The organism is Pseudomonas sp. IAC-BECa141 (assembly GCF_020544405.1).
Classification (GTDB): Bacteria; Pseudomonadota; Gammaproteobacteria; order Pseudomonadales; family Pseudomonadaceae; genus Aquipseudomonas.
Genome location: NZ_CP065410.1, coordinates 186,056 through 204,172 on the forward strand (window position 1 = coordinate 186,056; position 18,117 = coordinate 204,172).

An 18,117-nucleotide genomic window follows, 5' to 3' on the forward strand; every position below is an offset into this window, starting at 1 on the left:
TCACATATGTGCGGGACCTAGGGGCGATCCAGGGATGAAGAAAAGTCAGAAGTTGTTCGGCGCCAGCCTGCTGGCGCTGGCGATCAGCGGATGTGCAGTAACCAGTGAACCGATCGAACGCAGTGTCAGTGAACAACGGGCCCGGGCCGACCTGCAAAGCATGTACAAGGGCCAGGAACCGCTGAGCGGTCCGCTGACCCTGCACCAGGCCATGGCTCGTGCGGTGAAGTACAACCTCGAAGGCCGCTTGAAAATCATGGAGGAAGCGCTGGCCAAGCGGCAGCTCGACCTCGCCAGTTTCGACATGCTGCCGCGCATGGCGCTGGACGCCGGTTACGTCGGGCGCAACAACGTCAGCGCCTCCAGCAGCCAGAGCGTGCGTACCGGCACCCAATCCCTGGAACCGTCGACCTCTCAGGATCGCGACCGCGAAGTCGCCGACCTGACCATGGTCTGGAACGTCCTCGATTTCGGCGTCAGTTATATCAGCGCCAAGCAGCAAGGCGACCAGCGGCTGATTGTTCAGGAGCGCCGACGCAAGGTGATCAACACCATCGTCCAGGACGTGCGCTCGGCCTATTGGCGGGCGATGGCCGCCGAACGTCTGCTCAAACAGATCGACAGCCTGATGGCGCGGGTCGACACCGCCCGCCGCAACAGCGAAAGCATGAGCGAGCAACGCATCGGCGATCCGGTGCAGTCGCTCGGCTACCAGCGTTCGCTGATCGAGGCGACCCGACAACTGGAAGAACAACGCCGCGCGCTGTCGCTGGCGAAAACCGAACTGGCGACCCTGATCAACCTGCCGCTGGGCACCAACCTGACCCTGGCCACCGATGACGGTTATCAGATCCCGGAACTCAAGGTCGACCTGACCAAACTCGAGCAGGAAGCCCTGACCAGTCGTCCGGAACTGCGCGAGCAGGATTACCAGACCCGGATCAGCGCCGCCGAAACCCGCAAGGCCATGCTGCGACTGCTGCCGGGCCTGGAGTTTTCCGCCGGCGGGCATTACGACAGCAACTCGTTCCTGGTCGAACAGGGCTGGGCCGACTACGGCGTGAAGGTCACCTGGAACCTGTTCAACGTGATCTCCGCCCCGGCGGCCATCGACGTGGCCAAGGCCGGTGAAGAAGTCGCCACCGCACGGCGTCAGGCGATGTCGATTGCAGTGCTGGCGCAGCTCTACGTGGCCAACGCCAACTATCAGGAGGCGCTGCGCCAGTTCAAGACCAACCAGCAACTGTCGGACATCGACGGGCAAATCGTCGGTCAGTTGCGTAACCGTCGTCAGGCCGACGGTATTGGTGAGCTGGACCTGATTCAGGGCGAGCTCAATACCTTGCAGGCCGATCTGCGTCGTGACCTGTCCTACGCCGATCTGCGCAATGCCTACGGCCAGATCTTCGCCAGCGCCGGCCTCGATCCGCTGCCGGATCAGGTGCAATCGACCGAAGTCCAGTCGATCGCCACGGCGCTGGCCAACCGCGAAGCGGCGTGGGCCTCGGGGATATTTCGCTGCCGGTGGCCCATGCCTCCGCGCAGTGACGTGCTGGCGCCGACCGCCAGCATCAGCCGTACCCAACGCGAGGCCCGCAACGGCCATCGCGGCACGGCGATGCTGCTGACCGGCTTGCCGGCGGCGGGCAAATCGACCCTTGCCCAGGCGTTACACGCCGAGTTGTTCAGTCGTGGTCTGCAAAGCGTGGTGCTCGATGGCGACGGCTTGCGCGTCGGGCTCAACCGCGACCTGGGTTTTACCGATGCCGATCGCCTGGAAAACATTCGCCGCGCCAGTGAACTGGCGGCGTTGCTGGTGGAGAACGGGCAGATCGTGATTCTGGCGATGATCGCCCCGCTGGCGGAACTGCGCGAAGTGTTTGCCCGCCGTTTGGGTGAGGACTATCGCGAGGTCTGGTGCAGCGCTGCGCTGGCGGTGTGCGAGCAGCGCGATCCGAAAGGGCATTACGCCCGGGCCCGACGCGGCGAGCTGGCCGGGTTCACGGGGGTGTCGGCGCCTTACGAGGCGCCGGCCCAGGCTTCGCTGGTGCTCGACACCGGCACGCTGACGGTCGACGCCTGTCTGGACCGGTTGCTGACCTGGCTCGGCGAAACAGCGGTGTTGCCCAAGGTATGAGCCGACCGGCGTTCTCGCGGTTGCCGGTGACGGTGGACCTGCCGTTGCTGTTGCAGGCGCTGTCGGCGATTGACGACGCTGCCTGGCGCGGCCATTTCAACACCGCTTATTTCGCCGGCGACTGGAGCGGCGTGGCGCTGATTTCCGCCGCCGATGCGCTGACCGAACTGTCCCCCGGCAGTGCCGAGCCCGTACAACGCGCCCCTTGGCTGAATGATGGTCGCTGGCAGCAGGCCCTGCGGGATCTGCCGCTGGAGATCGTCAGCGCGCGGCTTTTACGACTGGGGCCGGGCGGGCAGATCCATGAGCATCGCGACTACGATCTTGAGGGTGCGGACGCCGATTTGCGCCTGCACATTCCGCTGCTCAGCCCGCCCTCCGTGGATTTCTGGCTCGACGGTCAGCGGATGCCGATGACGGCGGGGGAATGCTGGTTTCTCGATCTCGCCCGACCGCATCGGGTCGACAATCGCGACTGCACGGCACGGGTTCATCTGGTGCTCGATTGCCGCCCCGCGCCATGGCTTGCGCAGATGATCGTTGACGGGTTGCCGAGTACTCCGCTGCCTGATGGCGTGGAGACGGCGTTGCAGCGTTTTCAACGGTTGCTGGTCACGGATCCGATGTTGTCCGCGACGTTGCAGGCATTGCACGACCCCGAAGCCTTTACTGTCCATACGCTGGCGTTGGCCGCTGAACGCGGCCTGCACTTTTCCCGTGAAGAACTGCTGGCGGCGATGCGTAACGGTCGTCGGTCATGGAACGAGCAATGGCGCCTGTGAATTTCGACGGCTGGTTGCCGATTCGCGTCTGGAAAACCGCCGGGCAATGGCAGGTCGACTGGTGCTGGTTCGGCGACACCCCGCTGCATCAGCCGTTCTTTCGTGAAGCTGTCGAAGACGCGTTGCGTCTGCCGTTCAATCAGGCGTTCCGCCGGCAAACACCCTTGTCGGCGCTTATGGACTGGCAAGCGCTCAGTCCGGGTCTGCCGCCGAGCGCCTTGATCCTGCACGCCTCGCGGTGCGGTTCGACGCTGATCAGTCAGATGCTTGCCCGGCTCGACGATCACATCGTGGTCTCGGAGCCGCCGCCCCTTGATGCCTTGCTGCGCAGTGATCTGCCGGACGAAGAACGCCGCGCGGCCATCGCCGGATTGCTCTCGGCGTACGGTCAGCGGCGGCGCGGCCAGGAGCAGCGGCTGGTGATCAAACTCGACGCCTGGAACATCGGCGAATGGCCTCTTCTGCGCGAGTGTTTTCCCGATACGCCGTGGCTGTTTGTCTATCGCGATCCGCTGGAAATCGCCGTGTCGCACCTGCGCCGTCCCGGCCTGCACATGGTGCCGGGAGCGCTCGGCGATTGTGTGCTGGACGATGATTTGCCGTTCGAGGGGCGCGAGGATTTCATCGCCCGGCGGCTGGGGCGCTTGCTGGAGGCCGGTTGGGTGCATTGCCGTGAGTCTGCCGGGCTGGTGCTGAATTACAGCGAATTGCCCGAGGCGATGAGCGGACGGCTGGCGAGGTTTTTCGGGCTGAGTGCCGCGCAGTGTGAACAGGCGCTGGCGGCGACGGCGCAGCACGCGAAGCAGCCGTCACAACCCTTTGTCGTCGATGGCGAACACAAGCGCCGTGAAGCATCGGCGTTGTTGCAGGCGCGGGTCGAACATTGCGCCCGTGCGCCCTATGCCGCGCTGGAACGCTTGCGCGCGCTCACGATTTCGCCGACAGATCCGCCATCCCCTTGAGCAGTTCGATCGGCAACGGAAAGACGATGGTCGAGCTCTTGTCGCCGGCAATCGAACTCAAGGTCTGCATGTAGCGCAACTGCATGGCGCCGGGCTGGCGGCCGAGCATTTCGGCGGCCTGCATGAGTTTTTCCGAGGCCTGCAATTCGCCTTCGGCGTGGATCACCTTGGCGCGCCGTTCCCGCTCGGCTTCGGCCTGCCTGGCGATGGCGCGCACCATCGACTCGTTGAGGTCGACGTGCTTGATCTCGACGTTGGCGACCTTGATCCCCCAGGTGTCGGTCTGGGCGTCGAGCACTTGCTGGATGTCGATGTTCAGGCGTTCGCGCTCGGCCAGCAGTTCATCCAGTTCATGTTTGCCGAGCACCGCGCGCAGAGTGGTCTGGGCCAGTTGGCTGGTGGCCATGAGGAAATCCTCGACCTGGATGATCGCTTTCTGCGGATCGAGCACGCGGAAGTACAGCACCGCGTTGACCTTCACCGACACGTTGTCGCGGGTGATCACATCTTGCGGCGGCACATCGAGGACGATGGTGCGCAGATCGACCCGGACCATTTGCTGCACCACCGGAATCAGCAGGATCAGCCCCGGCCCCTTGACCTGCCAGAAGCGTCCGAGCTGGAACACCACGCCGCGTTCGTATTCGCGCAGGATGCGGAACGTCGAGCCGGCCAGGGCGATCAGCAACAGCAGCAGCGCGACAAAACCGATTTGCAGACCCATGATCACTCTCCGAGCGGTGCCGCGTCAGTCGCGGCCACTTGCAGCAACAGGCCCTTGCGCCCGACCACCCGTACCGGTTGCCCGGTGTGCAGCGGCGTGGCGCTCAGCACCTGCCAGCGTTCTCCCTGTAATTGCACCCAGCCATTGCGGCTGTCTTGCGGTTGCACCACCGTCACCGCCGTGACACTGCCAAGCAGGCCGGCATCGCCGCTGACCGGATGACGCGGTCGGGTTTTCAGGGCGCGGATCAGCAGCGCGATCAGCAACAGGGCGCTGACCAGACCGAGGCCGATCATCATCGGCACCGGCAGTTCGGCGTTGCTCAGGAACAATGCACCGATCACAAACATCACGATGCCACCCAGACCGATCACCCCGTAGTTGGGCAGAACGGCTTCGGCGATCAGAAACGCGATGCCCAGGGTGATCAGCCACAGACCGACCGGGCTGGCGGCGGTTAACGGGTTATCTGCCGCAACCACCGATCCACTCAGCAGCAACAGGGCAAGCGCACAGCAACGGATGTTCACGTGACCCTCCGCGAGAGTCAGGGCTTGTACTTACAGTCTAGTTGACGCTGCGGGTGGATGATTTTTAACCAGTTTGCCTGCCTCGCCAGTGGGCGGATTTCCCGGTGTTTGCAGTTCACCGGACTAGACTTTCAAGGACAGCCACAGCGTTTCATTTGCGTCCGCCGCGCAGCGTCGGCGGGCACCGAGGTGCGTCATCGACCCGCTGCTGGCCCGGCAGAAAGACATCTGCCTGGAAGCCGGCAATCACAACAACCTGCTGCACATGAGCTTGCTCGCGAAATTCTTGAATCCCCCGAGTCTTCGAAGGAGCAGAACAATGGAAAACCCGACGCACAGCCTGCCATCCCTGTTCAAGCAACTCGGTCTGGACAACGACCCGGTCAGCATCGACCAATTCATCGCCACCCATTCCCCCTCAAACCCGAACTGCACCTGTGCGACGCGTTCTTCTGGACAAAGAGCCAGGCGGATTTCCTGCGGGATGAGATTCTCGATGATGCGGATTGGGCGGAGGTGGTGGATCAGTTGGATGTGATGTTGAGGAAGGGGCGGGGAATGTAAAAAAAAATGATCGAAAAGACCGAAATGTAAAAAAAACTTGTGGGTTGTAAAAAAAACAGCGCAAAAGTCAGGGTGAGATAAATTTTCTGAATTCACCTTCGGACATGAATTTGTTTCAAAACTTGACTGAATTTCCCCGCCAATGCGATATTGATAGTTAGCAAACTAACAGTGTATGCATTCCCTCGTGCCGAATAACCTCGACGCTCTTCAGATGAACATCAGCAGTGCCATGGTGGTGGCCGCCAGGCATTGGCGGAAGATCTGCCAGACCACGCTGGTCAATTATGGAATTTCCGAAGCCTGCGCCGTCCCGTTGTTGATGATCGGGCGCTTGGGCGAGGGTGTGCGCCAGGTGCAGGTGGCGCAGGCGGCGGGGATGGAGTCGCCGTCGCTGGTGCGCCTGCTCGATCAGTTGTGTCACGCCGGTTTTGTCTGCCGCACCGAAGATGCCCATGACCGACGCGCCAAATGCCTGAGCCTGACCGACGCCGGCCGTGAGCTGGTGCAAGCGGTGGAGGCGCAACTGGTGCGGCTGCGTCATGAAGTGCTCGAAGGCATCGACCAGCGCGATCTGGAAGCTACGCTTCGGGTACTGAGAGCTTTTGAGGCGGCCACTCCGCCAACGGTGATCAATCCGTGAACGGGTTCTTTTCCGGCATGCCCCCGCGCGGGACTGGTTCTACGGGATCCGCACGTTCGCGGCCTCGATGACCGCGCTGTACATCGCCTTGCTCATGCAGATGCCGCGTCCCTATTGGGCGATGGCCACGGTGTACATCGTTTCCAGCCCGTTCCTCGGCCCGACCAGTTCCAAGGCGCTGTATCGCGCAATCGGTACGTTTCTCGGTGCGGCGGCAGCAGTGCTGTTCGTGCCGATGTTCGTCCAGAGCCCGTATGTGCTGGTGGTGGTCATTGCCTTGTGGACGGGGATTTTGTTGTTCCTGTCCCTGCACCTGCGCACCGCCAACAACTACGCGCTGATGCTCGCCGGCTACACCTTGCCGCTGATCGCCCTGCCGGTGGTCGACAACCCGCTGGCGGTGTGGGACGTGGCCGAGTCGCGGACTGAAGAAATCTTTCTCGGCATCGCCGTGGCGGCGGTGGTCGGCGCGATGTTCTGGCCACGGCGCCTGGCACCGGTGTTCAACGATGCCGTGGGCAAATGGTTCGCCGACGCCACAACCTACAGCCTCAAATTCCTCAGCCGCGACGTGCAGCCCGAAGAAGTTGCCGCCCTGCGCATGGCCATGGTCGGCAGTTTCAACAGCCTGGAATTGATGATCGGCCAGTTGCCGCACGAAGGTGCGCGGCCGCAAACCGTACGCAACACCAAGGAGTTGCGCGGGCGGATGATCCACCTGCTGCCGGTGATCGATGCCCTCGAAGATTCGCTGTACGCCCTCGAACGGCGCACGCCGGAACTGGTGCAGAAATTCGCGCCGCTGCTCACCGCGACCCGCGAATGGCTAGGCCACAAAGACGCCAATCTGGAGCGCTGGCAAGCCCTGCGAAATCAGCTCGAAGCGCTGCAGCCGAGTGCCGAAGCCTTGGAGGATCGCAAGCAATTGCTGTTTTCCAATGCGTTGTATCGCCTCAGCGAATTCATCGATCTGTGGCAGGACTGCCGCAGCCTGCAGGACGCGATCCTGTGTGAGCGCCAGGACAGTTGGCGCGCAGTTTATCGTCACTGGCGCCTTGGTCGCCTGACGCCATTTCTCGACCGTGGGCTGATGCTGTATTCGGTGGCTTCGACCATTCTGGCGATCATCGTTGCCTCGGTGTTGTGGATCCTGCTGGGCTGGACCGACGGCGGCAGCGCGGTGATTCTGGCGGCGGTGTCGTGCAGCTTCTTCGCCTCAATGGACGACCCGGCGCCACAGATTTACCGGTTCTTTTTCTGGACCGGAATGTCGGTGCTGTTTGCCAGCCTTTACCTGTTTCTGGTGTTGCCGAACCTGCATGACTTTCCGATGCTGGTGCTGGCGTTCGCGGTGCCGTTCATCTGTGTCGGTACCCTGACGGTGCAGCCGCGTTTCTACCTCGGCATGCTGCTGACGCTGGTCAATACCTCGTCGTTCATCAGCATTTCCGGTGCGTACGATGCGGACTTCTTTGCCTTCGTCAATTCCAACCTCGCGGGCCCGATGGGGCTGCTGTTCGCGTTCATCTGGACGCTGATCGCCCGGCCGTTCGGCGCCGAACTGGCGGCCAAGCGCCTGACCCGTTTCAGCTGGAAAGACATCGTCAGCATGACCGAGCCGGCCAACCTCGCCGAACACCGGCAACTGGGCGTGCAGTTGCTCGACCGCCTGATGCAGCACCTGCCGCGTCTGGCGCTGACCGGCCAGGACACCGGCATCGCCATGCGCGAAGTGCGCGTCGGGCTGAACCTGCTCGACCTGCTTGCCTATACGCCGCGAGTGACGGGCGCGCCGAACGCGTTGCTCAAGCAAGTGGTGGCCGAGGTTGGCGAGTATTTCCGGGCCTGTCTCAAGGCCGGCGAACGCCTGCCGGCGCCGAGTGCCTTATTGATGACCATGGATCGCACCCGCCGCGCGCTCAACGGTCAAGGTGATGAAGAAACCCGACTGAACCTGTTGCATGCCTTGAGCGGTTTGCGCCTGGCGCTGTTGCCCGGCGTGGAATTCGTTTCCAACGCAGAGCCCGAAGAACCGCTGCCCGAAGGAGCGCCCCTATGATCGGTGATCTGGACATCAGCGGCATTTTCCTGCCGACCCTGCTGGTGTTGATGGGTATCACTTATGTGCTGTTTGTTTTGGTACACGGCGTGCTCACACGCCTGCATTTCTACCGTCTGGTCTGGCACCGGGCATTGTTCAACGTGGCTCTCTACGCCGTGATGCTGTACGGCGTGGATTCACTCAGTCGATACCTGATGACATGAAAAAACCGTTTCTGACCCTCGGTCGCGTCGTCCTGACGCTGCTGATCGTGACTTTCGCCGTCGTCGTGGTCTGGCGCATGGTGATGTATTACATGTTTGCGCCCTGGACCCGCGACGGCCACATTCGCGCCGACATCGTGCAGATCGCCCCGGACGTGTCCGGGCTGATCCAGCAGGTCGAAGTGAAGGACAACCAGTTGGTGAAACGCGGCCAGGTGCTGTTCAGCATCGACCAGGACCGTTTCAAACTGGCGTTGCGCCAGGCCAAGGCAGCGGTCGCTGATCGCGAAGAAACCCTGGCTCAGGCACAACGGGAAGCCAAACGTAATCGCGGTCTGGGCAATCTGGTGCCGGCCGAACAGCTGGAAGAAAGCCAGTCGAAAGTGGCCCGCGCGCAATCGGCCCTGGCCGAAGCGCTGGTGGCGGTGGACAGCGCTCAGCTCAACCTTGATCGCTCGGTGATCCGCAGCCCGGTGGACGGCTACGTCAACGACCGTGCGCCGCGCTCGCAGGAGTTCGTCACCGCCGGGCGTCCGGTGTTGTCGGTGGTCGACAGCAATTCGTTCCACATCGACGGCTATTTCGAAGAAACCAAACTCGACGGCATCCACATCGGCCAGTCGGTGGATATCCGCGTGATCGGTGACCGCGCCCGCTTGCGCGGGCATGTCGAAAGCATCGTTGCCGGTATCGAAGACCGCGACCGTTCGAGCGGCAGCAACTTGCTGCCCAATGTCAATCCGGCATTCAGCTGGGTGCGACTGGCGCAACGGATACCGGTGCGCATTGCTTTCGACGACGTGCCGGATGACTTCCGCATGATCGCCGGACGTACTGCCACCGTGTCGATCATCGACGATCAACCGCAGGAGCCCGCGAAATGAGCAGGGCTCTGATGATCGCCGGTTTGGGCATGATGCTGTCGGCCTGCTCGATGGTCGGACCGGACTATCACGTGCCCGAAGACGCGGCGATCCAGCGCAAGGATTTCCAGGGCGAACTGGCGGTGGCCGGCAAACCGGTGGTGTCGGCCCCGGTGCCGGCGGACTGGTGGCGCCTGTATCAGGATCCGCGCCTGGATCAACTGGTGCAGCAGGCCATGGCGTCCAACACCGATCTGCGGGTGGCGGCGGCGAATCTGTCGCGGGCCCGTGCGCAGGTCGATGAAGCCGAGGCGGCCGGTGGCTGGAGCGGCGGCGTGAAGATGGGCGCGCAACGCTTGCAGGAATCCGGCGAGGCATTCCTGCTGCCGGAGAAAGTGCCGGTGGCCAACATTGGCGATATCGGTATCAGCGCGTCCTACCAGTTCGACCTGTGGGGCACGTTGCAACGCGGGATCGAAGCGGCAAAGGCCAACGCCGACGCGACCCAGGCCGCTGCCGACACCGCACGCATCACCCTGGTCGCCGACGTGGTGCGGGCCTACACCCAGGTCTGCGCGGCGAACGAAGAACGGGAAATCGCCCAGCATTCCCTCGACCTGCAATCCCAGAGCACCACCCTGATTCAGCGTCTGCGCGACGCCGGGCGCGGTGACGAGACCCAGGTCACCCGCTCGCAGACCCAATTCAAATCCTTGCGCGCCGACATGCCGCGTTATGAGGCGGCGCGTCAGGCCGGATTGTTCCGTCTGTCGATGCTGCTGGCCAAACCTGTCGATCAACTACCGGCCGGCACCGCAAGCTGCGCCGAACTGCCGAAAATCGCTCAACTGGTGCCGGTCGGCGATGGTGCGGCGCTGCTCAAGCGCCGGCCGGACATCCGTCAGGCCGAGCGACGTCTGGCAGCCGCAACGGCCGGGATCGGTATCGCCACCGGCGAGTTGTACCCGGACATCAGTTTCGGCGCGACGATCGGCACCGTCGGCATTCTGGACAACCTTGGCAAACCCTCCACCAACCGCTGGGGCTTCGGCCCGTCGTTGAGCTGGAAGGTGCCGACCAACGGCGCCCGGGCCCGGATCCGCGAAGCCGAAGCCACCACCCAGGGCGCGCTGGCACATTTCGACGGCGTGGTGCTCAACGCCATCCGCGAAACCCAGACCGGTCTGGCCCAGTACACCGCGCTGCTGCAACGCCGTGATGCGCTGGCCGATGCCGAGCAGTCGGCGAAACTGGCGGCTGACCAGACGCACCGCTTCTTCCAGGCCGGCCGCGAGTCGTTCCTCGCCGACCTGCAAGCCACCCGCACCTACACCGATGTCACTGCGCAACTGGCCGCCGCCAACACTCAGGTTGCCATGAGCCAGATCGATTTGTTCCTCGCCCTGGGCGGCGGTTGGGAAAGCGGACGAACGCAAGCCTCGAGCGCCAGCAAACCCTGAGGCCGTTGCTATGCTTTGAAGTATTGAAAGGGCGCCCCGAACCAGGCGCCTTTTCAGTGCACATCGCTAGCGCAGGTCTAGGGGAAACCAATAATGAAAAACCCTTACGCTCTCGGCTTCTGGTGCGCCCTGGTAGCCCTGGTGCTGCTCTCGGCCACCTATTTCTACGGCATCATGCTGGCCCACCAGATCGACAAGGCAATGGTCTTCCTCGACAGCACCGTGGCGCTGATCGCGGTCATGGCGATCGTGGTCGTGGCGTCGGCCCTGGTGCAGAGCCAGCGCCTCAAGAAACGCCAGCTTGAGCAAAGCAAGACGCTGCTGCTGATCTGGGACACCAAAGTCGCGCTGCGCAAAGTCGAAACCGTGTTCGACCGCTACTTCTGGGGCAGTTACTGGCAACCGGGGCGCACCTTCGCCGAAGTCATGGGCGAACTTACCGGCACGCCGCTGGAAAAAAGCCTCGAAGCCCTGAAAAAACAATGTCTGGCCCTCGACCGGCAAGTCGCTGACGACGGCTGGCACTGGCTCAACAATGCCCGCGAACTGTCGGACGTCGCCACCGCCATGGCCCGCGAGCGTTATCAACTGGACTTCTGCGACCCGCGCAGCGACGGGCCGGGCGGGGCGGTGATCGACCGGGATTTCGAAGTGCTGGTGTACACCTGGACCGCACGGCTGAAAAGCTTCGACCATCAGCTTGATGAGATCGAGGTGCAATATTCCTGACCCCTGAAAGATCGCCGAACCCGGCGATCTTTTTGTTTGTCCATGACTTGTCGACACTCTTTAACCTTTAATCGTTGGGCCGCGTCGCACTGCCAGTGCTAATCTCCACCGCTAAATTCAGCGGAGTCGCGCCACGGCCCGGTCACGGGTTCAGGGAAGACGACCACACTTTCAGCCACGGAAATCGATCAGGTCATTCATGAATAAATCAGCAGGCGTGCTTCTCGGAATTGTTGTGGCCATCGGCGCCATCAGCGTAGGCGGGGCCTGGTACACCGGCACCAAAATCGAAGGCGTCCTGAACAACGCCGTCGCCAACGCCAACAGCGAATTGCAGACCGCCATGGCCGGTTCCAACGGCAGTGCGTCGCTGGAACTGGTATCGCTTGAGCGCAACACCTTCAGCAGCACCGCGCACTACCGCCTCAGGGGCGAGGGTGAAATGTTCGGCGAGGCGCCGGTCGAGCTGCTGTTCGTCGACCACATCGAACACGGCCCGCTGCCGTTCTCGCGGCTGGTGTCGCTGAAATGGCTGCCGGTCATGGCCACCAGTCACTACGAACTGGAAAAGACCCCGACCACCGAAAAATGGTTTGCCGCCACCAAGGGCGCCGCGCCGCTCAAGGGTGTGGTCAACATCGGTTACGACCAGTCCACCACCGGCAACCTCGAACTGCTGCCGCTGGAAGCCGCGCTGGATGACAAGTCGAGCCTGAAATTTTCCGGCCTGAACATGGACATCTCCGCCAGCGCCCAGGCGCAGAAGGTCAAGGCCAACGGCTACATGGACAGCCTGCACCTGACCACGGTCGCCGAAGATCAGGCGCCGGTGCAGATCGAACTCAATGGCCTGACCCTGGCCAGCAACCTCGCCAAGAGCACTTACGGCTACTACACCGGCGAGAACACCCTGGATCTGACCAGCAGCAAGACCACCTTCGGTGCCAAACAGTCGGTGCTGGGCGTGAAGAACTTCGAGATGAAGAACCGCACCGAAGAGAACGGCAGCAACGCCTCCGGCCGTGCCGACTACAAGGTCGCTGAAGTGACCCTCAACGACAAGAAGATCGGTTCGGCCAACCTGGCGATGAGCCTGAAGAACCTCGACATTCCGTCGGCCATGTCGCTGATGCAGATCTACCAGACCAAACTGCAGCCCTACGAGAAAGCCGCTGCCGAAGCCACCGCCGCCGGCCTGCCGGCGCCGGAGCTGGACCTCACCGAGGCCGAGTCCGCCCAGGTCAAGGCTGACCTGCAGAAACTGCTGGCAGCCGGGCCGCAACTGGCGCTGGAAGACCTGTCGCTGAAAACCGCCAACGGCGAAAGCCGCGCGAGTCTGGTGCTCGACCTGGCCAAGCCACAGTCGATGGATTTGCCGCCGGATCAGTTGGGCAAACAGCTGATCGCGCTGCTTGACGTCAATGTGCTGGTGTCCAAGCCGATGCTGGTCGATCTGCTCAGCGTGCAGGCGCAAATCGACGGTCAGACCGATGCCAAAGCCATTGTTGACCAGGCCAGCGCTGGCGCCGACATGTTCGCCGGCATGGCCGTGGGTTCGCAGTTGGCAACCCTGGACGGCACCAACGTTGTCACCAAACTGCATTACGCCGCCAATCAGGTGGAATTCAACGGCCAGAAGATGACTGTCGAGCAGTTTGTCGGCTTCTTGATGAGCAAGTTCGGCAGTATCGAGCAGCCTCAGTAAACGACGCCCCGCGCTAAAACGAAACGCCCGGCCTCTGCACCCGCAGACGCCGGGCGTTTTGCTGTCTGGCGTCCGGGTTTGCGGCCTTTCGGGAAATTCATCGTCACGAATCTGAATAATTATTGTGTTCTGAATCTTGGTCTACGCTTGCGTGCAAGACTGCCTGGATAAGCTTGGCTGAGCGTTTTTTGCTTGGCCTCCGTCACGAAATGGGCAAGGGGGAGCACTGCTACCCGGCTGGCCATGTAAGGATGCTGACGAATGCCGCGTATTGATGTTCCCGTATTACATCGTGGTTTACGCCCTTTGTTTCGAGTCGCGCTGTGCAGCCAGTTGCTCTGGCCGGCGCTCGCGTTCGCCGATACGGCCTACGATCAAATGGTGCTCGACGCCCGGGCCGGGCATTACACGCCCGCGCTGACCGTTTTGCGGCAGGTGCCGCCGGCCCAGGCCACCACCGGCCAGGTCAGCGATCACCTGCAAATCGCCGGCTGGGCCGGGCTCGACGCTGAAGTGGTGCAGGTCTACGAGACCCAGGGCCTTGGCCGGGCATTGCCGGTTCAGGCGCTGACCGCCACCGCCCGGGCCTATCGCAACCTCAAGCGTTGGGATCAGGCGATCCAGGTCTACAACAAGGCCCTGATGCTGGAGCCGGACAACGCCGACCTGCAACTCGGTCTGGCGCTGACCCAGGCCGACTCCAGCAAACCTGATGAAGGGGTGATCCGCGCCCGCTCGCTGGTCGCCGCCAAACTCGATGATCCTTCCCGCCGACTGGCGCTGGGCTACGCCCTGAATCGCGCCGGCAAGCCCTACGACGCGCTGTTCGAATACGACCAGGCCTTTGTTCGCGCCGGCAACAAACCGGAGGTCGCCCGCGAATACGTGGTCGCCCTGCAAAAGGCCCGTCTACCGGAGCCGGCGCTGCGTCTGGCGAAGCAACGTCCGGGGTTGATCGATCCCGTCACCTTGCGCCGTCTGGAAGGCGATCTGGCCGCCGAGCGCGTGCGCCTTGCCGAGCTGGCCACCCGCAGCGAAAAAGAACGCTACGTGATCGCCGACCGCGCCCTGGCCGACTACGACCAGTTGCTCGCCACCTGGACCCCGGACGCCAGCGCCCACGACGACGTGACCCGCTGGCGCATCGACCGCATGGGCGCGCTCAAGGCCCGGGCGCGCACCGCCGAAGTCATCAGCGAATACCAGAAGCTGCAAGCCGAAGGCGTGAAGATTCCGACCTACGCCCTGCGCTGGGTGGCGGCGTCCTATCTGGATCAGCGCCAGCCGGAAATCGCCACCGATCTTTACCGGCAGGTGCTGGCGGCGCCGGACGCCGATGTCGGCGACCGACTCGAAGACACCACGGCGCTGTATTACTCGCTGCTGGAAAGCGACCGCGCCGAAGAGGCACGCAAGGTCGCCGAAGATCAGGCCAGGACACAGAAACCGCGCATCGAACTCAAGGGCCTGCCGATCGGCAACCCCAACGACGAATGGATGGACGCCCAGCAACTGGCGGCGCAGGCCGGCACCTACGGCTCCGACCTGCCTCACGGCGAAGAGCGCTTGCAGACCCTGGTGGATCAGGCGCCGGGCAACATCGGCCTGCGCCTGGCCCAGGCCGATCTGTACCTGGCCCGCAACTGGCCGCGCCGTGCGGAAAACCAGCTCAAGGAAACCGAGAGCATCGCGCCGCGCGACATGGGTCTTGAAGTCGCGCAGGCCCGCACCGCCATGGACCTGCAGGAATGGCGGCAAATGGACGCGCTGACCGACGACGTGGTGGCGCGCTTCCCCGACAACCGTCAGGTCCAGCGTCTGGCCCGCGAGCGTGAAGTGCATGACATGTCCGAACTGCGCGTCGAAGCTTACGGCGGCAAGGCCAATGGTGGCAGCGGTGGCAATGCCGGCGCGGTCAGCGGCAGCCGCGACTTCGGTATTCAGACCACCCTTTACAGCCCGCCGATCGATGAAGACTGGCGGGTGTTCGCCGGGGCCGGATACGCCACAGGCGATTTCACCGAAGGGACCGGCCACCACCGCTTCCAGCGTGTCGGCCTGGAGCGTCGCACCCGCGACATGACCCTCGAAGCCGAAGTGTCGAATCATTCCTATGGGTTTGGTGACAAGCAGGGCGCGCGCCTGGCGATTGCCCGCGACATCGACGATCACTGGCAATACGGCGGCAGCCTCGAATATCTGTCGTCCGAGACGCCGCTGCGGGCATTGAACAGCGACATCAAGGCCAACGGCGGCAGCGGTTTCATTCGCTGGCGCGCCAACGAGAGTCGCGAATGGCGGCTGGCGGTCAGCCCGTCGCACTTCAGCGACGGCAACAACCGTGTCGAAGCCTTGCTGACCGGAAAAGAGGGCGTCTACAGCGCGCCGAACCTGCAAGTCGACGCGGGCCTGGAAGTGAGCACCAGCCACAACTCCAAGTCCGATGACGTGCCGTACTTCAACCCGAAGTCGGACTTCAGCGTCATGCCGCTGCTGAACGTCAATCACGTGCTGTACCACCGTTACGAAACCGTCTGGAGCCAGCAGTTCCAGGCCGGTGCGGGTACTTACAGCCAGCGTGATCACGGCACCGGCGGCATGGCATTGCTCGGTTACGGCCAGCGGTACGCCTGGAACGACGTGTTCGAGGTGGGCGGTTTGTTCAGCGTGATCAACCGGCCCTACGACGGTGACCGGGAAACCGATCTGCGTCTGCTCGTCGACCTCACTTTCCGCTTCTAGAAGAGTTTGAAGATGCCTTTGATTTCGCGTTTCATCCTTCTGCTGGGAGTGCTGCTGGTCAGCGCCTGCGCCCAGCAAGCCCCGGCCTTCGTGCCGCCGTCCGAGCGACCGGTGGCAGCCAGTGAAAAGCCCTGGCCGAAAAACCACGTGCTGGGCATCGCCTACCACGACGTCGAAGATCGTGACCCCGATCAGGCGGTGGTGGCGGTGCGCACCGAGCGCCTGCTCGAACAGCTCGCCTGGCTGCGGGAGAACAACTACAAACCGGTGACGGTCGATCAGATCATGGCCGCACGCAAGGGCGGGCCGGAACTGCCGCCCAAGGCGATCCTGCTCAGCTTCGACGACGGTTACTCAAGCTTCTACACCCGCGTGTTGCCGGTGTTGCGCGCCTATAACTGGCATGCGCTGCTGGCGCCGGTCGGCACCTGGATCGATACGCCGCTGAACCAACCGGTGGACTTCGCCGGCACGCCGCGTGCGCGCTCGGACTTCCTGACCTGGGCTCAGGTGCGGGAAATCTCCCAATCGGGGCTGGTGGAAATCGCTGCTCACACCGACGCCAGCCACAAAGGCATCCTCGCCAACCCGCAGGGCAACATGCAGCCGGCGGCCGCGACCCGACGCTACGATCCGGTGAGCAAACGCTATGAATCCGAAGCGGACTTCCAGTCGCGCATGCGTACCGATGTGGCGGCCATCTCGGAAAAAATCCGCAAGGTCACCGGTAAGAAACCAAGGGTCTGGGTCTGGCCCTACGGTACAGCGGACGGCACTTCGCTGACGGTGGTCAGTGAGCAGGGCTACGAAATGGCCCTGACCCTCGATGACGGTCTCGATGCTCTCGACAACCTGATGAGCGGTCCGCGCTTCCTGGTCGCCTCCGATCCTGACGGCGAGCATTTCGCCAACAGCATCGTCGCGGTGCAATCGGACTTCACCATGCGTGTGGTGCACGTGGATCTGGACAACGTCTACGACCCGGATCCGGCGCAGCAGGAAATCAACCTTGGCAAACTTATCCAGCGCATGGCGGACATGGGCGCCAACACCGTGTTCCTGCAAGCCTTCGCCGATCCGAAGGGCGACGGCCTGGTGCATTCGCTGTACTTCCCCAACCGTCATCTGCCGATGCGTGCCGACCTGTTCGATCGTGTCGCCTGGCAATTCCGCACCCGGGCTCATGTGAAGGTCTTTGCGTGGATGCCGGTGCTGAGTTTCGAACTGGATTCGAGGCTGCCACGGGTGACGCGCTGGGATCCGAAGACCGGCACGACGGCTGTCGACCCGGATCAATATAAACGCCTGTCGCCGTTCGATCCCGAGGTGCGGCGGATCATCGGCGAGATCTACGAAGACGTGGCACGCCTGACTTCGGTCGACGGCATTCTCTACCACGACGACGCGGTGCTCTCGGACTTCGAAGACGCCGGCCCTCAGGCGCTCAAGGCCTATGCCGCCAACGGCTTGCCGGGCTCGATCGCCGCCCTGCGTGACGATCCGGCGGCGATGCAGCGCTGGACGCGGTTCAAGAGCCGCTACCTGATCGACTTCACCAATGAGCTGACCAACAGGGTGCGCGCGATTCGTGGCCCGCAAGTGCTCACCGCACGCAACATCTTCGCCGAGCCGATTCTCAACCCCGAGAGCGAAGCGTGGTTCGCGCAGAACCTCGACGACTTCCTTGTGAGTTACGACTGGACGGCGCCGATGGCCATGCCGCTCATGGAAAAACAGACCCATGCGCAATCCGGCCCGTGGCTCGAACAGCTGGTGGCGAAGATCAAACAGCGCCCCGGTGCGCTGGATCGCACGGTATTCGAACTGCAGGCCCGGGACTGGACGAAAAAGGAACAGGCCGACATCGACGGTGCACGACTGGCCGACTGGATGGGCCGCCTCAAGCGTCAGGGCGCCACAAGTTTCGGCTACTACCCGGACAACTTCCTCGAGAACCTGCCGGACCTGAAAACCGTGCGGCCTGCGCTCTCCAACAAATGGAACCCATGAC

Annotated in this window: 15 protein-coding genes and 2 pseudogenes; 14 read left to right on the forward strand and 3 right to left on the reverse strand. The window is 63.0% G+C overall.

Annotated elements, in window-relative coordinates:
* Positions 1 to 34 precede the first annotated feature (34 nt).
* The 4 genes and pseudogenes from I5961_RS00790 to I5961_RS00805 all read left to right on the forward strand — a co-directional run bounded on the left by I5961_RS00790 (position 35) and on the right by I5961_RS00805 (position 3,881).
* A pseudogene (locus I5961_RS00790) lies at positions 35 to 1,548 on the forward strand (TolC family protein).
* Positions 1,532 to 2,137 (forward strand): adenylyl-sulfate kinase, encoded by a 606-nt coding sequence (gene cysC, locus I5961_RS00795; protein ID WP_085697939.1) that lies wholly within the window; start codon positions 1,532 to 1,534, stop codon positions 2,135 to 2,137. The pseudogene I5961_RS00790 and the gene cysC overlap by 17 nt, the downstream one beginning before the upstream one ends.
* Positions 2,134 to 2,919: an aspartyl/asparaginyl beta-hydroxylase domain-containing protein gene (locus I5961_RS00800; protein WP_227234067.1), complete on the forward strand. Its 786-nt coding sequence runs from the start codon at positions 2,134 to 2,136 to the stop codon at positions 2,917 to 2,919. Before cysC ends, I5961_RS00800 begins: the two co-directional genes overlap by 4 nt.
* Positions 2,907 to 3,881, forward strand: coding sequence for a sulfotransferase family protein (locus I5961_RS00805; protein ID WP_085697941.1), 975 nt, complete (start codon positions 2,907 to 2,909; stop codon positions 3,879 to 3,881). The genes I5961_RS00800 and I5961_RS00805 overlap by 13 nt, the downstream gene beginning before the upstream one ends.
* Here the strand turns inward: I5961_RS00805 and I5961_RS00810 are convergent.
* The 3 genes from I5961_RS00810 to I5961_RS00820 all read right to left on the reverse strand — a co-directional run bounded on the left by I5961_RS00810 (position 3,847) and on the right by I5961_RS00820 (position 5,547).
* On the reverse strand, positions 3,847 to 4,605 hold the full coding sequence (locus tag I5961_RS00810; protein WP_085684328.1) for a slipin family protein: 759 nt from the start codon (positions 4,603 to 4,605) through the stop codon (positions 3,847 to 3,849). The genes I5961_RS00805 and I5961_RS00810 overlap by 35 nt on opposite strands.
* A gap of 2 nt (positions 4,606 to 4,607) precedes the next feature.
* Entirely contained in the window at positions 4,608 to 5,135 is a 528-nt protein-coding gene (locus I5961_RS00815; protein ID WP_227234068.1) for an NfeD family protein, read from the reverse strand.
* 151 nt (positions 5,136 to 5,286) lie between these two features.
* A complete protein-coding gene (locus I5961_RS00820; protein WP_227235642.1) occupies positions 5,287 to 5,547 on the reverse strand; it encodes a hypothetical protein in 261 nt (86 codons plus the stop codon).
* On the opposite strand from I5961_RS00820, the pseudogene I5961_RS00825 reads away from it, so the two are divergent.
* From I5961_RS00825 to pgaB, 10 genes and pseudogenes are all read left to right on the forward strand, one after another.
* Positions 5,455 to 5,699: pseudogene (locus tag I5961_RS00825) on the forward strand (DUF2789 domain-containing protein). The gene I5961_RS00820 and the pseudogene I5961_RS00825 sit on opposite strands and share 93 nt — an antisense overlap.
* A 214-nt stretch (positions 5,700 to 5,913) precedes the next feature.
* The gene (locus I5961_RS00830) at positions 5,914 to 6,342 is read left to right on the forward strand and encodes a MarR family winged helix-turn-helix transcriptional regulator (protein WP_085697945.1); all 429 of its coding nucleotides are present in this window, start codon (positions 5,914 to 5,916) and stop codon (positions 6,340 to 6,342) included.
* Between the two features lie 67 nt (positions 6,343 to 6,409).
* Positions 6,410 to 8,401 (forward strand): FUSC family protein, encoded by a 1,992-nt coding sequence (locus I5961_RS00835; protein WP_319633917.1) that lies wholly within the window; start codon positions 6,410 to 6,412, stop codon positions 8,399 to 8,401.
* Positions 8,398 to 8,607 (forward strand): DUF1656 domain-containing protein, encoded by a 210-nt coding sequence (locus I5961_RS00840; protein WP_007957657.1) that lies wholly within the window; start codon positions 8,398 to 8,400, stop codon positions 8,605 to 8,607. Before I5961_RS00835 ends, I5961_RS00840 begins: the two co-directional genes overlap by 4 nt.
* Entirely contained in the window at positions 8,604 to 9,491 is an 888-nt protein-coding gene (locus I5961_RS00845; protein WP_007957655.1) for an HlyD family secretion protein, read from the forward strand. The genes I5961_RS00840 and I5961_RS00845 overlap by 4 nt, the downstream gene beginning before the upstream one ends.
* The gene (locus tag I5961_RS00850; RefSeq protein ID WP_227234069.1) at positions 9,488 to 10,930 is read left to right on the forward strand and encodes an efflux transporter outer membrane subunit; all 1,443 of its coding nucleotides are present in this window, start codon (positions 9,488 to 9,490) and stop codon (positions 10,928 to 10,930) included. The genes I5961_RS00845 and I5961_RS00850 overlap by 4 nt, the downstream gene beginning before the upstream one ends.
* A 93-nt stretch (positions 10,931 to 11,023) precedes the next feature.
* Entirely contained in the window at positions 11,024 to 11,659 is a 636-nt protein-coding gene (locus tag I5961_RS00855; protein WP_007957651.1) for a hypothetical protein, read from the forward strand.
* A 199-nt stretch (positions 11,660 to 11,858) separates the two neighbouring features.
* Positions 11,859 to 13,364 (forward strand): YdgA family protein, encoded by a 1,506-nt coding sequence (locus I5961_RS00860; protein WP_227234070.1) that lies wholly within the window; start codon positions 11,859 to 11,861, stop codon positions 13,362 to 13,364.
* A gap of 261 nt (positions 13,365 to 13,625) precedes the next feature.
* Positions 13,626 to 16,106 (forward strand): poly-beta-1,6 N-acetyl-D-glucosamine export porin PgaA, encoded by a 2,481-nt coding sequence (gene pgaA, locus I5961_RS00865; protein ID WP_227234071.1) that lies wholly within the window; start codon positions 13,626 to 13,628, stop codon positions 16,104 to 16,106.
* Positions 16,107 to 16,118: 12 nt separating this feature from the next.
* Positions 16,119 to 18,116 carry a poly-beta-1,6-N-acetyl-D-glucosamine N-deacetylase PgaB gene (gene pgaB / locus I5961_RS00870; RefSeq protein WP_227234072.1) on the forward strand — a complete coding sequence of 666 codons (1,998 nt, stop codon included), beginning with the start codon at positions 16,119 to 16,121 and terminating at the stop codon, positions 18,114 to 18,116.
* The last annotated feature ends 1 nt before the right edge of the window (position 18,117 follow it).

Bases quoted from the DNA above. Each gene is read 5' to 3' on its own strand.
- cysC (WP_085697939.1), top strand. From the start codon at position 1,532: ATGCCTCCGCGCAGTGACGTGCTGGCGCCGACCGCCAGCATCAGCCGT.
- I5961_RS00800 (WP_227234067.1), top strand. From the start codon at position 2,134: ATGAGCCGACCGGCGTTCTCGCGGTTGCCGGTGACGGTGGACCTGCCG.
- I5961_RS00805 (WP_085697941.1), top strand. From the start codon at position 2,907: ATGGCGCCTGTGAATTTCGACGGCTGGTTGCCGATTCGCGTCTGGAAA.
- I5961_RS00810 (WP_085684328.1), bottom strand. From the start codon at position 4,605: ATGGGTCTGCAAATCGGTTTTGTCGCGCTGCTGCTGTTGCTGATCGCC.
- I5961_RS00820 (WP_227235642.1), bottom strand. From the start codon at position 5,547: ATGGGTGGCGATGAATTGGTCGATGCTGACCGGGTCGTTGTCCAGACC.
- I5961_RS00830 (WP_085697945.1), top strand. From the start codon at position 5,914: ATGAACATCAGCAGTGCCATGGTGGTGGCCGCCAGGCATTGGCGGAAG.
- I5961_RS00835 (WP_319633917.1), top strand. From the start codon at position 6,410: ATGACCGCGCTGTACATCGCCTTGCTCATGCAGATGCCGCGTCCCTAT.
- I5961_RS00840 (WP_007957657.1), top strand. From the start codon at position 8,398: ATGATCGGTGATCTGGACATCAGCGGCATTTTCCTGCCGACCCTGCTG.
- I5961_RS00845 (WP_007957655.1), top strand. From the start codon at position 8,604: ATGAAAAAACCGTTTCTGACCCTCGGTCGCGTCGTCCTGACGCTGCTG.
- I5961_RS00850 (WP_227234069.1), top strand. From the start codon at position 9,488: ATGAGCAGGGCTCTGATGATCGCCGGTTTGGGCATGATGCTGTCGGCC.
- I5961_RS00855 (WP_007957651.1), top strand. From the start codon at position 11,024: ATGAAAAACCCTTACGCTCTCGGCTTCTGGTGCGCCCTGGTAGCCCTG.
- I5961_RS00860 (WP_227234070.1), top strand. From the start codon at position 11,859: ATGAATAAATCAGCAGGCGTGCTTCTCGGAATTGTTGTGGCCATCGGC.
- pgaA (WP_227234071.1), top strand. From the start codon at position 13,626: ATGCCGCGTATTGATGTTCCCGTATTACATCGTGGTTTACGCCCTTTG.
- pgaB (WP_227234072.1), top strand. From the start codon at position 16,119: ATGCCTTTGATTTCGCGTTTCATCCTTCTGCTGGGAGTGCTGCTGGTC.